General features: G+C 63.2%; 13 protein-coding genes. 3 read left to right on the forward strand and 10 right to left on the reverse strand.

The genetic code is table 11. The annotated features are described in order from the left end of the window. The first annotated feature begins 248 nt into the window (after positions 1 to 248). The gene (locus J1C52_RS12205) at positions 249 to 689 is read left to right on the forward strand and encodes a DUF302 domain-containing protein (RefSeq protein ID WP_227428232.1); all 441 of its coding nucleotides are present in this window, start codon (positions 249 to 251) and stop codon (positions 687 to 689) included. A gap of 175 nt (positions 690 to 864) precedes the next feature. After that, positions 865 to 1341, forward strand: a complete 477-nt coding sequence (locus tag J1C52_RS12210; RefSeq protein WP_227428233.1) for a fasciclin domain-containing protein — start codon at positions 865 to 867, stop codon at positions 1339 to 1341. A 53-nt stretch (positions 1342 to 1394) separates the two neighbouring features. On the opposite strand, the gene hemE is transcribed toward J1C52_RS12210, so the two are convergent. Beyond that, positions 1395 to 2429, reverse strand: coding sequence for a uroporphyrinogen decarboxylase (gene hemE / locus J1C52_RS12215; protein ID WP_227428234.1), 1035 nt, complete (start codon positions 2427 to 2429; stop codon positions 1395 to 1397). A gap of 108 nt (positions 2430 to 2537) precedes the next feature. On the opposite strand from hemE, the gene hemC reads away from it, so the two are divergent. Beyond that, positions 2538 to 3494 (forward strand): hydroxymethylbilane synthase, encoded by a 957-nt coding sequence (gene hemC / locus J1C52_RS12220; RefSeq protein ID WP_227428235.1) that lies wholly within the window; start codon positions 2538 to 2540, stop codon positions 3492 to 3494. Here the strand turns inward: hemC and murC are convergent. The 9 genes from murC to J1C52_RS12265 form a co-directional block, all read right to left on the reverse strand. Continuing rightward, positions 3491 to 4900 carry a UDP-N-acetylmuramate--L-alanine ligase gene (gene murC, locus J1C52_RS12225; protein WP_227428236.1) on the reverse strand — a complete coding sequence of 470 codons (1410 nt, stop codon included), beginning with the start codon at positions 4898 to 4900 and terminating at the stop codon, positions 3491 to 3493. The genes hemC and murC overlap by 4 nt on opposite strands. After that, complete coding sequence (locus J1C52_RS12230) at positions 4897 to 5997, reverse strand: UDP-N-acetylglucosamine--N-acetylmuramyl-(pentapeptide) pyrophosphoryl-undecaprenol N-acetylglucosamine transferase (protein ID WP_227428237.1); 1101 nt, start codon at positions 5995 to 5997, stop codon at positions 4897 to 4899. Before J1C52_RS12230 ends, murC begins: the two co-directional genes overlap by 4 nt. Before the next feature lie 18 nt (positions 5998 to 6015). After that, complete coding sequence (locus tag J1C52_RS12235) at positions 6016 to 7179, reverse strand: peptidoglycan glycosyltransferase FtsW (protein ID WP_227428238.1); 1164 nt, start codon at positions 7177 to 7179, stop codon at positions 6016 to 6018. A 93-nt stretch (positions 7180 to 7272) separates the two neighbouring features. After that, complete coding sequence (locus J1C52_RS12240; protein WP_227428239.1) at positions 7273 to 8382, reverse strand: Gfo/Idh/MocA family protein; 1110 nt, start codon at positions 8380 to 8382, stop codon at positions 7273 to 7275. 10 nt (positions 8383 to 8392) lie between these two features. Next, positions 8393 to 9100, reverse strand: a complete 708-nt coding sequence (locus J1C52_RS12245; RefSeq protein ID WP_227428240.1) for a GntR family transcriptional regulator — start codon at positions 9098 to 9100, stop codon at positions 8393 to 8395. Positions 9101 to 9105: 5 nt separating this feature from the next. Then, positions 9106 to 10215 carry an ABC transporter ATP-binding protein gene (locus tag J1C52_RS12250; protein WP_227428241.1) on the reverse strand — a complete coding sequence of 370 codons (1110 nt, stop codon included), beginning with the start codon at positions 10213 to 10215 and terminating at the stop codon, positions 9106 to 9108. A gap of 103 nt (positions 10216 to 10318) precedes the next feature. Further along, positions 10319 to 11362 carry a carbohydrate ABC transporter permease gene (locus J1C52_RS12255; RefSeq protein WP_227428242.1) on the reverse strand — a complete coding sequence of 348 codons (1044 nt, stop codon included), beginning with the start codon at positions 11360 to 11362 and terminating at the stop codon, positions 10319 to 10321. Next, complete coding sequence (locus J1C52_RS12260; RefSeq protein WP_227428243.1) at positions 11362 to 12348, reverse strand: carbohydrate ABC transporter permease; 987 nt, start codon at positions 12346 to 12348, stop codon at positions 11362 to 11364. Before J1C52_RS12260 ends, J1C52_RS12255 begins: the two co-directional genes overlap by 1 nt. An 84-nt stretch (positions 12349 to 12432) precedes the next feature. Next, positions 12433 to 13692 carry an ABC transporter substrate-binding protein gene (locus J1C52_RS12265; RefSeq protein ID WP_227428244.1) on the reverse strand — a complete coding sequence of 420 codons (1260 nt, stop codon included), beginning with the start codon at positions 13690 to 13692 and terminating at the stop codon, positions 12433 to 12435. Positions 13693 to 13706: the final 14 nt, after the last annotated feature.

The raw sequence follows: 13706 nt of genomic DNA on the forward strand, positions 1-13706 counted from the left end.
CCCATGCAACCTCGTCTCCCGTCATGATAACCAACCAAACCTCAGCTCAGCCAGCTAACCAACCGCGTCCCCGCCGCCGGTGAAGCGCTATCTAGAGGAGTCGTTCGGCCCACGCAACAGGAAAATGAAACAAATCCATGAAAAACTTCGTACCGCTTTCTGGGCGTGCGATTTTGATTTAGATCACGGCAGGAAAAGAAGAGTTTTGTAGTCTTCTTTGCGTGAACGCTTACAGGAAGGAATACGAGATGTTTTACAAAGCGCTTGGGCTGAGCGCCGCGCTGGCCCTCGCCAGCCCCGCTTCTGCCGATGGGTTCTTCACCTTCGAGGCCGAAGGCTCTTTCGATGATGTGGTCTTTGCCGTCGAGATGGCGATTACCGGGCGTGGCCTTGTGATCGATTCCGTCAACCATATCGGCGAGATGCTGGCGCGCACCAAGGAAGATGTGGGCGGCACCAAGGATCTGTTCGCAGCCGCGCAGGTCATGTCCTTCTGCTCTGCCGACATTTCGCGGCAGGTGATGGAAGCCAACATGATGAACATTCAGTATTGCCCCTATGGCATCTACGTGTTCCAGCCCGCCGAAGAGGGCGCGCCCGTCATGGTAGGTTACCGCGAATATAGCGACCGCTCCATGCAGCCGGTGAACTATCTGTTGCAGCAGATCGTGGCGGATGCGTCGAATTGATCGCGGATCATTCACGCGCAGACACGTTACTTTGACTTGAAATGAAGGGGCGCGCTGGCTTAGTGGCGCGCCCCTTCGCGTCAAGGCAGCTTCCGTAAAAGTTGAGTGCGATCCAATCCTGACATGTGCCCGTAACCCCAGCGTCATTACGGAAATGACCAATGGAGGTTAAACAATGTTCAAGACCACTCTGACTGGCGCCGCTGTCGCCCTTGCCCTGTCCACCCCGGCTTTCGCGGATGGCCATGGCAGCAAGACGATCGTTGACATCGCCGTCGAAGATGGCCGTTTCACCACGCTCGTGGCTGCCGTGACCGCAGCCGGTCTGGCAGAGACGTTGTCGGGCGAAGGCCCGTTCACCGTGTTCGCCCCGACCGATGACGCGTTTGCCGCGCTGCCCGAAGGCACTGTCGAAGGTCTGCTGGAGGATATTCCGACGCTGACCTCGATCCTGACCTATCACGTTGTTCCGGGCGCGGTCATGTCGGGTGATCTGACCGACGGCATGATGCCGGAAACCGTGAACGGCCAGACCGTGGAAATCGGTGTGGGCGACGCGGTCACCGTGGATGGTGCGACCGTCATCCTGGCCGACATCGAAGCTTCGAACGGCGTGATTCATGTGATCGACCAAGTGATCCTGCCCGAATAAGCACCGGGACAGATCAAACGCTGCGGGCGGCCCTTGGGCCGCCCGTTTGCGTATCAGGCTTTGAAATTGCGCACCGTCTCTATCATCAGCGCGACATTTTCCGGGTCCGCGTCGGGCGTAATGCCGTGGCCCAGATTGAAGATATGCGGGCCGTTCTTGAAGGCGGCGACGACCTTGCGGGTTTCATCGACCAGCTCTTGCCCGCCCGTCACCATGTGGCGCGAGGCGAGGTTGCCCTGCACGCAGCCGCCCGTTTGCACATTGGCGGCGGCCCATTCGGGCGTGACGGAATCGTCGATTGCCACGCAATCCGCGCCGCTTGCCTTGTGGAAACCGATGTAATTCTCGCCCCCTTCGCGTGGGAAGGCGATGACGGGAATGCCCGGATGGCGCGCCTTGAGCGCGTCGATGATGCGCTTCGTGGGCGCAAGCGCGTATTTGGCGAAAGCGTCGCCCTTGAGCGACCCCGCCCAGCTGTCGAAGATCTTGACCACTTCGGCCCCGGCCTTGATCTGCATGGACAGGTATTCGATGGTTGCGTCAGTGATGCGGTCGATCAGCGCGTCGAACACCTCGGGCGCGCCTTCACGCAGGGCGTGGGCCGGGCCTTGATCCTTGGTGCCGCGCCCGGCGATCATGTAGGTTGCAACCGTCCATGGCGCCCCGGCAAAACCGATGAGCGTTGTCTCGGGCGGCAATTCGCGCGACAGGATACGCACGGTTTCATAGACCGGGTTCAGTGTATCGTGGATGGCATCTGTCGGCTTCAGCGCATCAACGCCCGCTTGGTCGGTGATGGTGGACAGGCGCGGTCCTTCGCCGGTGACAAACCACAAATCCGCCCCCAGCGCCTGCGGCACCAGCAGAATATCGGCAAATAGGATCGCCGCATCGAACCCGTAGCGGCGAATGGGTTGCAACGTGACCTCTGCCGCCAGTTCGGGATTATAGCACAGCGACAGGAAATCCCCGGCCTGCGCGCGGGTGGCACGGTATTCGGGCAGGTAGCGACCGGCCTGACGCATCATCCAGATGGGCGGTGTGGGCAGAGTTTCACCGGCAAGGGCGCGCAGGATGGTCTTTGTCATGTGGTTTTCTCCTTACTCGCCTCTCTCGTCACAAGTCGGGCGCAGGTTGTCAAGTCTGCATGACAGTCTGTGCTTGAAAGGTGCCATGTGCGGCGCTATGCAAAACGCATGACACATGCACATCCGACCCCCGAACAGCCCCTGAAAATCGGCACGCGCGGCTCTCCGCTGGCGCTGGCGCAGGCGTATGAAACCCGGCATCGCCTGATGGCGGCACATGGCCTGCCCGAAGCGGCGTTCGAGATCATGGTCATCAAGACCACGGGGGACGACCGCACGCTGATCGACGCGGACCGCCCGCTGAAAGAGATCGGGAACAAGGGGTTGTTCACGAAGGAAATCGAAGAGGCGATGGTCGCAGGTCGAATCGACATTGCCGTGCATTCGATGAAGGACATGCCGACCGTTCAGCCCGAAGGGCTGACGCTGGGGTGCTACCTGCCGCGCGAGGATACGCGCGATGCCTTCGTGTCGCACAAGGCGCAAGGGATCGCCGATTTGCCAAGCGGCGCTGTTGTCGGGTCATCGTCCTTGCGCCGCCGCGCGCAACTGTTGAACAAGCGCCCCGACCTGAAAGTGGTCGAGTTTCGCGGCAATGTTCAAACCCGGCTGAAAAAGCTGCAAGATGGCGTGGCAGATTGCACCTTTCTTGCCATGGCCGGGCTGAACCGTCTGGGGATGAGCGACATCGCCACCGGCGGGATCGAACCCGAGGATATGCTGCCCGCGATTGCCCAAGGTGCGATCGGGATCGAATGGCGCATCGCGGATACCGCCACCGCGGAGCTGCTGTCGCCGCTGCACGACACGCCCACCGGGCAACGGCTGGCCGCGGAGCGCGCGTTTCTGGCCGCACTCGACGGGTCATGTGAAACCCCCATCGCCGGGCTTGCGCTGGTCGAGGGCGACGAGATCTGGCTGCGTGGCGAGATCCTGCGGCCTGACGGATCACAAAAACTGGCCACCGAAGGGCGCGCACCCGTGGCCGATGGCGCCGCCCTTGGCCGCGAACTGGCCGAAGAACTGCGCGGGCGCGCGCCCGCCGGGTTCTTCGACTGGCTTTAAGCCGCCGCCTTCAGGCGCGGCACCAGCCCGTGTGCCCAGCCCGAAATCGTGCCTGCCCCAAGGCAAACGACCATGTCGCCCGGTTTGGCATGGGCGCGCACCAAAGCTTCCAGTGCTTCCTCACTGTCCACGGCGTGCACGTTGCGGTGGCCATGCGCGGTCAGTCCCGCCAGCAAGTCATCGCGGCTGGCACCCGCAATCGGGTCTTCACCGGCGGCATAGACCGGGGCGATCCCCACGACATCGGCGTCGTTGAAGCAGGTGCAGAAATCCTCGAACAGGTTTGACAGGCGGGTATAGCGGTGCGGCTGATGCACGGCGATCACGCGGCCGGTGCCACCCAGCGCCTGACGGGCGGCGCGCAAGACGGCGGCAATTTCAACCGGGTGGTGGCCGTAATCGTCGATGATGGTCACACCATCGACCGTGCCCAGACGTGTGAAGCGACGGTTCACGCCGCCGAACTTGGCCAGCGCGCTACGGATTTCAGCCGGGTTCATCCCCAGATGGCGCGCTGCCGCAACGGCGGACAGCGCGTTCGACACGTTGTGATCGCCCGGCATGGGCAGCGAGCAGCCTTCGATGACGCGCCCTTCGTCCTGCAAGGCGATGTCGAAATGCGCGACGCCCGCGTCATAGCGCAGGTTGATCGCGCGAATATCGGCCTGCGCGTTGAAGCCAAAGGTCACGACACGGCGGTCGGTCAGCTTGGCCACGAGCGCCTGCACTTCGGGATGGTCGGTGCAGCAGATCGCCAGCCCGTAGAACGGAATGCCGCTGGCGAAGTCGTAGAAGCCTTTGCGCAGCGCGTCGAAACTGCCCCAGTGTTCCATATGTTCGGGGTCGATATTCGTGACGATGGCGATGGTCGCGGGCAGGCGGTTGAAGCTGCCGTCCGACTCGTCCGCCTCGACCACCATCCACTCGCCTTCGCCCGCACGGGCGTTCGAGCCGTAGGCGTGGATCACGCCGCCATTGATGACGGTCGGATCAAGCCCGCCTTCGTCCAGAAGTGCGGCAACCATCGTTGTCGTGGTCGTCTTGCCATGCGTGCCCGCGACCGCGATGTTCGAGCGCAGGCGCATCAGTTCGGCCAACATCTCTGCCCGGCGCACGACAGGCAGGCCCGCCTGCCGCGCAGCCTGCAATTCGGGGTTGTCGGGCTTGATCGCGGTCGAGACGACGATCACCGCCGCGCCGTCGATATTCTCGGCCCGCTGGCCCACGAATACCTCTGCCCCAAGGCTTTCCAGCCGCTGGGTGATGGCGCTGGCCTTCAGGTCAGACCCCTGCACGCGGTAGCCATGGGTCATCAGCACTTCCGCGATGCCCGACATGCCAATGCCGCCGATCCCGATGAAATGGATGGGGCCAATATCGGTGGGCAGCTTGGTGGCGGGGCTCATGGGCGGTCCTTTCGGGCTAGTGCCTCGACCAGTTCGGTCAGGCGCTCTGTGGCATCCGCGCGGCCTGCGCCAAGCGCGGCCTGCGCCATTTGCGCGGCGGCGTTTGGATTTGCAAGGATGGAATGCAGGCTATCCGCCAGCGCGGGCACGGTGAACTGGCTTTCGGGAAAGACCACGGCGGCATCAACCGCGCCCAGCATCCGCGCATTGGCGGCCTGATGATTGGCGGCGGCGGCGGCATAGGGCACCAGAATGGACGGGCGGCCAATGACGGAAATATCGGCCACCGAGGACGCGCCCGCGCGACTGATGACAAGCTGGCATTCCGACAGGCGGCGCGGAATATCGGCAAAGAATGGGGCGATTTCGGCGCGGACATTGCCAGCCTCGTAGGCGGCGATGACGCGCTCCATATCTTCTTCGCGGGCCTGATGGGCCACCGTCAGGTTGCGCTTTATGTCATCGGGCAAGGCGCTGATTGCATCCGGCACCACATCGGACAGGATGCGCGCACCCTGAGAGCCGCCGATCACCAACAGGTCCATCGGGTAGTCGCCCGGCGCGATATAGCCTGCGCCCGCGCGCTCCAGCACAGCGGCGCGCACCGGGTTGCCGGTAAACTGCGCATCCAGCCCGTCCGCGCCTTCGGTCGGCCACGTGCCGCAGGCCAGCACGTTCACCCGCCGCGCGAATAGATGGTTCACCCGGCCCAAAACGCCATTTTGTTCATGGATCATACGCGGCACGCGCAACAGCCACGCCGCGCCCAGCGCCGGGATGGACGGATACCCGCCGAAACCGACAACGGCCTTGGGCCGGTCGAACACCATCCCCAGCGCCGCGCCCAATATACCCGTGGCCAGCTTGAACGGCACCTTGATCTTGTCCATCAGCCCACCACGCGCGAAGGTCGCGGCGCTGACGGTTTCAATGCGCACCGCCTCGGGAAAGCCGCCTGCGTAGCGCGCGCCGCGTGCATCGGTCGACAGCTTCACCCGCCAGCCGCGCGCCAGAAGCGCCTCTGCCAGCGCCTGCGCGGGGAACATATGCCCCCCTGTGCCCCCGGCCGCGATCAGGATAAGCGGTGCCTTGGCCATGATTGCCCCCTGCCCTAGCTAGCCGCGCCGCGAGAGGATCTCGCCGATCTCGCCCTGCGGGCGTTGGCGCGTCAGTGCCAGAAGCATACCGATTGCGATACCCGTCGCAAGCAGCGACGACCCGCCATAGCTGACCAGCGGCAAAGTCATGCCTTTCGAGGGAAGCAGCCGCACCGCCACGCCCATGTTTATCATGGCCTGCAGGCTGAACACGACCGCGATGCCCGTGCCCGCCAGGCGAATGAACATGTCCCGCTCGCGCATCAGCCGGAACAGCGAGCGCAGCAGGATCGTGGCGTATAGGCCGATGATAAAGACCACAAGGATTAGCCCGTATTCTTCTGCCGCGACCGCGATGATGAAATCGGTATGCGCATCGGGCAGCGACCATTTCACCCGCCCTTCGCCCACGCCCGCGCCGAAGAAACCGCCCTCGGAGATGGCGTTTTGCGCGTAGCCCATCTGCGTGCGGGGATCGACCTCTGCGGCCAGAAACCCGTCGATGCGGCGGGCGAAATGTTCCGAATTGTTGTAAGCGACATAGCCGCCCGCAATGACCAGCAGCGCCAGACCCGTCAGAAGCAAGATCGGTGCGCCCGCTACGAAATACATCACGATCCAACCGGCGGAAATCAGCGCGGCCTGCCCGAAATCCGGCTGGATGACCAAAAGCCCGACCACCAGCAGCACGACCCCAAATGAAATCGCACGCCCCGGTGGTCCACCCACATCGGCGCTGGCGGCCATCAGCCATGCGACAAAGACCGCCAGAAGCGGCTTCATGAATTCCGACGGCTGGATAGACCCGACCCCGAAGCTATACCACCGCACCGCGCCCTTGCCGAAATCGGTTCCAAGGAAGGGCAGCAGGATCAGCGCGGCCAGCGTCAGAAGGAAACCCACGGTCGCGAAGCGGCGGATTTTCTCGGGCGAGGCCATGGAGATCAGCAGCATCGCCCCGATCCCAAGCCCGCCGAAAAACACCTGCCGCTGAACGTAATAGAACGGGTCCAGCCCGTTGCGCTGCGCCAAGGGGGGCGACGCCGCCAGCCCCAGCAAGATGCCGACCGCCATAAGCAGCAGCACCGATGTCAGCGTCATCTTGTCGATCGTGCGCCACCAGCGCGGAAGAATCGGATCGACCACGCGCAATGGCGTGGTGCCGTAGACCATTTCCGTCATTTGGCTGTCCTGCTCGGGTTGCCTGATTTGCCCGTTTTCCGGGTCTGTGGCCAACCCTACCGCGAAACCCCGCGCCAATCCAGCCCAAAGGCGTCAGATCGGCGCAAAGCCGCGATCAGAAATCGCCATGGCGCGCCCGGTCTGGGCAGAGGCCTGCGCGGCCATCCCCATCAGCACGGCCCAGACGCCATCTTCCAGCCCAACCTCGACCGCGCCCTGCCCGCGCACCACATCGGCAAAGCGGGCATGTTGGTAATAGGTCGATCCATTGTGATCGCCTGCCGCCAGAAGCGCCGGATCGACCGGAATTTCCATCGCGCGTGGTCCTTTGGGACTGCGGGGGCTTTCAATCAGTTGCGGCACCGGCGGCGCGCCCAGATGCGCGGGCCAGAACCGCCCCGGCCCCGGAACAAGGCACTCGATCTTGCCCTTGGGGCCAACGGTGGAAATCTCCTCCTGGTAGCGCGCGCCTTCGGCGAACATGCACAATTCCAGCATGGCCCGCGCGCCGCGTTTGAAATCGACGATCACATAGGCATTGTCCCAGATATCGGGCGTCTGGCCATCGTAGCTTTCATCCAGATGGTTCACATCCTGCCCGCCCGACGCGACAACGCGCACCGGGTCATCTTGCAGGATATGGCGCATCAGGTCGAAGAAATGACAGCATTTCTCGACCAGTGTGCCGCCCGTTTGGGCATTGAAGCGGTTCCAGTCGCCCACCTTTTCCAGAAAAGGAAAACGGTGCTCGCGGATGGTCAGCATCCTGATCCCGCCGGTCACCCGCTCTGCGGCGTCGATCAGCGCGGCCACGGGCGGCATGTAGCGATACTCCATTGCCACCCAGACTGGCGCGGACAAGTTCAACGCGCGCACACGCTCCAGATCGGCCGGGTCGGTGAACAGGGGCTTTTCCACCAGAACCGGGCGCGGGCTGGCCTGCGCGATCTGTTCCAGCTGGGGCAAATGCAGATGGTTGGGGCTGGTGATGACCAACGCCTCGACCGCCGGGTCTGCCAGAAGCGCATCAACACTCTCGACGAAGCGCGCATCGGGGGCCAATCGGGCGGCCTCTGCCCGCATCCCCGCATCCGGCTCATAGATGACACCCACATGCGCGCCCTCGATCAGCGCGATGTTGCGCAAGTGTTCCTGTCCCATCATGCCACAGCCGATCATGCCGTAACAAATTGCCTTGCTCATTGCCGTTTCCTTATTTCAAACGCGAGACATAACGCGCCACATTCGGGTCAAACCACGTTTCCGACACTTCCGCGCGCTGGTTGTCCTGCGACCAGCTTGTCCGCTGGATATGGGCCGCCACGGCACCGGGCCGCAGGCCAAAAGCGGGGGGCGCAAAGTCGGGGACAATCGCGGTGCCGATCCGGTCCTCGGCCCGCGCGATCCACAGGCCCAAATGCGTGCGGTAATGCAAATACAAGGATTGCGACAGATCTTCGGCGCGCAATGCACGTGCATAAGATCCGTCCAGCCAGATCTCCTCGACCGCCGCAGGCTGCCCGGACAGCAACCGCAAGCGCCGAATACGATGCGCGTCGTCCGAACGTCCGAAATCCGGTAAATGCGCGGGCTTGGGCAGGCGCGCCACGTCCAGAACCTGCGCCGAGGGCAACCCACCGCCAGCGACCAGTTCCAACCGGAACAGCGCGTAAATGCTGTCCACCTCCGGCTGCGCCCGGATATAGTTTCCGGACCCCTGCACGCGCTCCAGCAAGCCCTTGTCGGCCAAATCCTGCAACGCTTTGCGCAGGGTGCCCACGGCCACGCCCAGATCGGCGGCCATCTCGCGCTCTGGCGCAAGACGCGCGCCATCCATCAACCGCCCGGCGGCAATATCGCGGATCAATAGCTCGCTGATCTGCTGGTAGCGCGGCAGGGCACCGCTGGGCGCATTGGACATGGCGCTCAGCCCACCGCCTCGCCCAGACGCAGGCGCGGCTGCGCGACGCCATCCTGGCGGAACACATGGCACAGGTCGGGCTGCACGCCCAAGACCACCGGCGCGCCGCGCCCGAGCGCGGTCTGGCCGGACATGTGCACCGTCACCTCCACACCGTCAGGCCCGCGACAATACAAGTAACTCTCGCCGCCCAACTGCTCGACATTCTCGACCGTGGCCGCGATGCCTGGTTCGCCCTCGGCGACCGGGTGCAAATGCTCGGGGCGCACACCAAGGTCCACCTTGTTGCCGGGGTTCAGGCCGCGCCCATCGACATGGGCCACCAATTCGCGCCCGGACGGATCGCGCAACCGCGCGCCTTGCCCGTCAGCCTCAACCACCTCGCAGGCAATGAAATTCATCCGGGGAGAGCCGATGAACCCCGCCACGAACTTGTTCGCGGGCCGGTTATACAGCTCGATCGGCGCACCCTGCTGCTCTATCCGCCCATCGCGCAACACGACGATCCGGTCCGCCATGGTCATCGCCTCGACCTGATCGTGGGTCACATAGATCATCGTATTGCCAATGCGCCGATGCAGCGCCGCGATCTCGCCGCGCATCGTCACGCGCAACTCGGCATCGAGGTTCGACAAGGGCTCGTCGAACAAAAACACCTTCGGCTCGCGCACAACCGCGCGCCCGATGGCCACGCGCTGGCGTTGGCCGCCCGACAGCGCCTTGGGCTTGCGGTCCAGATAGGGCTCCAGCTGCAACATGCGCGCGGCCTCGGCCACGCGGGCGTCAATTTCGGCGCGCGGCATGCGGATATTCTCCAACCCGAAGGCCAGGTTCGCGCGCACACTCATATGCGGGTAAAGCGCGTAGGTCTGGAACACCATCGCAAGCCCACGTTCGCTGGCGCGCTGGTCATTCACCCGGTCTCCACCGATCAGCAGATCGCCGCCGGTTATATCCTCCAGCCCCGCAATCATCCGCAGAAGCGTCGACTTCCCGCAGCCCGACGGCCCGACAAAGACGCAGAATTCACCATCCGCGATCTCCAGGTCCACCCCGTGGATCACCCGCACCGCACCATATTCCTTGACGATGCCCTTCAACGACAGCCCGGCCATGCGCCCTCCCCTCTTTCATCCTTGCCCCAAATATCCTGGGGGAGTCGCGCATCCGCGCGACGGGGGCAAAGCCCCCCAAACAATAGCCTTGCGCCGCAGGCGCTCATTTTACGCCAGACTGGGCAATGCCCTGCGTGATGTATTTCTGCAAAAATGCGAACACGATGGTTATCGGCAACAACGTCAGCACCGTCATCGCCAACAGGTTCGACCAGCTTGTCTGCAACTCACCCTGAAAGCTGTTCAGCGCCAGTTGCAGCGTGAACACCTCTGACCGGTTCAGCACGATCAACGGCCAGAGGAATTCGTTCCACCGCCACATGACCGAGAAGATCACCAGCACCGCCAGCGCAGGCGCGGACAGGGGCAGCACGATTTTCCAATAGACCTTCCATTCGCTTGCATTGTCCATGCGCGCGGCATCCAGCAGGTCATCGGGAATCGTCAGCATGTATTGGCGCAGCAGGAACACGCCCGTCGGCGTGGCAATCGCGGGCCAGATCACACCCCAATGGCTGTTGACCATGCCCATTTCGGATATGACCAAAAACAGCGGCACCAGCGTGATCGTCGGCGGGATCATCAATGTCGCGATAATCAGCACGAAGACCGCGTTACGCCCGGTGAACTTGTATTTCGCCAGCGCGAAAGCGGCCATCGAGTTGAACAGCACCGTCAGGATCGTGGCGACGACCGTGATGAAGGTCGAGTTCCAGAAGTACAGCATGAAATTGAACCGCGAGAAAACGTCGGTATAGTTCTCGGTCGCGATGCCGAATTCGCGCAGCGGTTCGCGGTCGCTGATCGCCACGTTCAGCCGCTCGCTTGGGTTTGCCGGGTCCACCATCTGCGCATTCAGCCCGATGCGGCGCACCTGCGCCAGCTCGCGGCCTGCGTGCTCTCCTGCGGTGACGGTGAACATCTGCAAAGGCTGGTCAAACCCCTCGACCATCCGCTCTATCGGGGCGAGCGGCAGGAACTTGGGCGGGTATTCCTGAAGCGCGGCTTCTGTCTTGAAGCTGGACAGCACCAGCCACAGCACCGGACCCAGCATCAGGAACACGCCCAAGCCCAGAAATCCGAAGGCCATCCAGTCGGTCAGGTCGAACCCATGGCGCCCGCGCCGCCCGATCAGCCAGCCAAACATCAGTTATCCCCCGATTGTTTGCGCGTGGCCGCAAGCTGGATAATGGTCAGCACGAACAGCACGCCCGCCATCAGAAGCGACGCCGCCGCCGCCAGCCCATAGAGGCGCGGACGGGTCGAGAAACCCACGTCATAGATATATTGGATCAGCAGCGTCGTGGCAGACCCCGGCCCGCCGCCGGTCAGGACGTAAATCTCGTCAAAGGCCTGCACCGCGCGGATGACCGACAGCACCATGACGACCAGCATCGTCGGCATCAACAGGGGCAGGGTAATGCGCCAGAGCTGCCGCCAGCGGGGCGTGCCGTCCATCTCGGCGGCCTCGTAGACGTCCGAGGGGATGGATTGCAGACCCGCGAGCAGGATCAGCACATAGAACCCCATGTTGCACCAGATCGACACGAAGACGACCCAGAAGAAGGCCCAGTCGGCTTCCAGCAGCCAGTTGATCGTGCCGAAGCCCGCGCCTTCAAGGCCTGCGTTCAGCACACCGTTGCGCTGCAAGATCCATTTCCAGATCAGCGCCACGACCACCGGCGACAGCAGCACCGGGTAGAAAAACACCGCGCGGAAGAAGCCGCGCAGCACGATGTCGCGGTTCAGGATAAGGGCCGTGATGAGCGAGAAGAGGATCATGAAGCCGACCTGCATCAGCACGAACCAGCCGGTATTGCCGACAGCGCGCCAGAACAGGTCCCGGTGGCAGGAATTCGGGTCGAAATAGCTTTCGCAATCCAGAAGGCTCGCAAAATGCTCTGTGCCGACAAAGGGCCGATCCGCCAGGATGATGCGGTCGCCGCCCGTGGTGGCGAAGACGAAATTCAGGATGATCGGCAGGAAGGTGAACAGCCCGAAGATGACAAGGTTGGGCAGCAGGAAAACCCACGCCACCCGGCTTTGGCCGAACAGCTTTTGAAGGGCCAGCATGGGGCGTTCCAACAGGTTGAACGCGCCTTCATAGGCTTGGACAGCCGCCGTTTTCAACATGTCGCCTTCCCTTCATGGCCCGGCAAGGGACCGGCCCGCCCCATGGGCAGGCGAACCGGTCAGGTCGATCGCGACAAGCGCGTGTTACTGCGCAATCGCCTCTGCGATGTCGGCATCCAGGCGGGCCAACGCATCGTCCAGCGACAGCTCGCCCACGATGGCCTGCGTGATGCGCGCGGGCGTTGCGGTGTAGATGGCGCGGTTATTGGCATAGCCCTGCAACGCATAGGCACTGTCCGCAAAAGTCGGGATAGAGGCTGCGAAAGTCGTCAGCGCCGCTTTCACATCATCGCTGACATCTTGGTACTCGATCCCTTGTTCTTGCAGCACGGAATTGGCCGGAATGTTGCGGGTCTGCGCCAGAACGGCGGCCTGCACATCGTCGCGCGCCATGAATTCCATCAGCTTGCCGACGGCTTCGGGGTGTTCGGTCTGCTTGAAGCCGACGATCCCCGCGCCACCCGGCATACCCGTGCAGGCGACGGGCCCACAGATACCGCCCGTGGCAACCCAGTCGAATGCGTCGCCAATATCGCGACCAAAGCGGCCGATCTGCCAGCTACCCGAATAATACATTACCAAATTCGCGTTGATGAATTCGGCCGCCGCATCCTGGTAGGTGCCGCCACCCGCGCCTGCCCAGACATCACGCGCCAGCGTGCCGTCTTCGTGCCACGCGACGAATTGCTCGGCGAAGCTGCGGAAGCCGTCATCGACCAAGATCGGGTCGCCGTTTTCATCGAAATAGGCAGCGCCATAGGACATGGCCGGCCCAGCGAAGCGGTGGCCGGTGCGGTCGATTGCCATTGCAAAGTCGACGCCCACGGCATCGCGCACGGCGCGGCTGGCTTCCGCCCATTCCGCGAATGTCGCGCCCGGTCCGGGCATCTCTACACCTGCTTGGTCGAACAGGGTCTTGTTGGCAAAGCCGCCCGTCGCGGTCAGCTGGTCCACGATGTTGTAAATACCGTCGGCATTATTGTCGCCCACGCGCGCCCATGCCAGCGATTGGCCGTAACGCGCTTCAATCGCAGCGGGGTCGGACACATAGGGGCGCACATCCAGCATGAAGCGCGCCAAGCCGCCATAGTCGGTCACGCGCGCAAGGTCCGGGCCTTCGCCCACTTCCAGCTGCACCGGAAGCGATTCGATGATCGACTGATACGGCACCTCGTCCACCACCACGGTGATGCCGGGGTTCTCGGCCTCGAACGCGGGCATTTGCGACGCCCAAGCGGCGCATTCGGTGCCATCCTGATAGCACATGAAACGCAATTCCTGCGCGCTGGCCGCGCCTGCGGCCAAGATCAGCCCTAGGGTCGTCGTTGTCAGTGTGGTTTTCATCATTGTCCTCCCTT

The sequence above is a fragment of the Roseibaca sp. Y0-43 genome, from assembly GCF_020667835.1.
GTDB lineage: Bacteria > Pseudomonadota > Alphaproteobacteria > Rhodobacterales > Rhodobacteraceae > Roseinatronobacter.

What these genes read in the sequence shown, in the direction of transcription:
- J1C52_RS12205 (WP_227428232.1), top strand. Translation starts at nt 249, where the DNA reads ATGTTTTACAAAGCGCTTGGGCTGAGCGCCGCGCTGGCCCTCGCCAGC.
- J1C52_RS12240 (WP_227428239.1), bottom strand. Translation starts at nt 8,382, where the DNA reads ATGAGCAAGGCAATTTGTTACGGCATGATCGGCTGTGGCATGATGGGA.
- J1C52_RS12255 (WP_227428242.1), bottom strand. Translation starts at nt 11,362, where the DNA reads ATGTTTGGCTGGCTGATCGGGCGGCGCGGGCGCCATGGGTTCGACCTG.
- murC (WP_227428236.1), bottom strand. Translation starts at nt 4,900, where the DNA reads ATGAGCCCCGCCACCAAGCTGCCCACCGATATTGGCCCCATCCATTTC.
- J1C52_RS12230 (WP_227428237.1), bottom strand. Translation starts at nt 5,997, where the DNA reads ATGGCCAAGGCACCGCTTATCCTGATCGCGGCCGGGGGCACAGGGGGG.
- J1C52_RS12250 (WP_227428241.1), bottom strand. Translation starts at nt 10,215, where the DNA reads ATGGCCGGGCTGTCGTTGAAGGGCATCGTCAAGGAATATGGTGCGGTG.
- J1C52_RS12265 (WP_227428244.1), bottom strand. Translation starts at nt 13,692, where the DNA reads ATGAAAACCACACTGACAACGACGACCCTAGGGCTGATCTTGGCCGCA.
- J1C52_RS12235 (WP_227428238.1), bottom strand. Translation starts at nt 7,179, where the DNA reads ATGACGGAAATGGTCTACGGCACCACGCCATTGCGCGTGGTCGATCCG.
- J1C52_RS12260 (WP_227428243.1), bottom strand. Translation starts at nt 12,348, where the DNA reads ATGTTGAAAACGGCGGCTGTCCAAGCCTATGAAGGCGCGTTCAACCTG.
- hemE (WP_227428234.1), bottom strand. Translation starts at nt 2,429, where the DNA reads ATGACAAAGACCATCCTGCGCGCCCTTGCCGGTGAAACTCTGCCCACA.
- hemC (WP_227428235.1), top strand. Translation starts at nt 2,538, where the DNA reads ATGACACATGCACATCCGACCCCCGAACAGCCCCTGAAAATCGGCACG.
- J1C52_RS12245 (WP_227428240.1), bottom strand. Translation starts at nt 9,100, where the DNA reads ATGTCCAATGCGCCCAGCGGTGCCCTGCCGCGCTACCAGCAGATCAGC.
- J1C52_RS12210 (WP_227428233.1), top strand. Translation starts at nt 865, where the DNA reads ATGTTCAAGACCACTCTGACTGGCGCCGCTGTCGCCCTTGCCCTGTCC.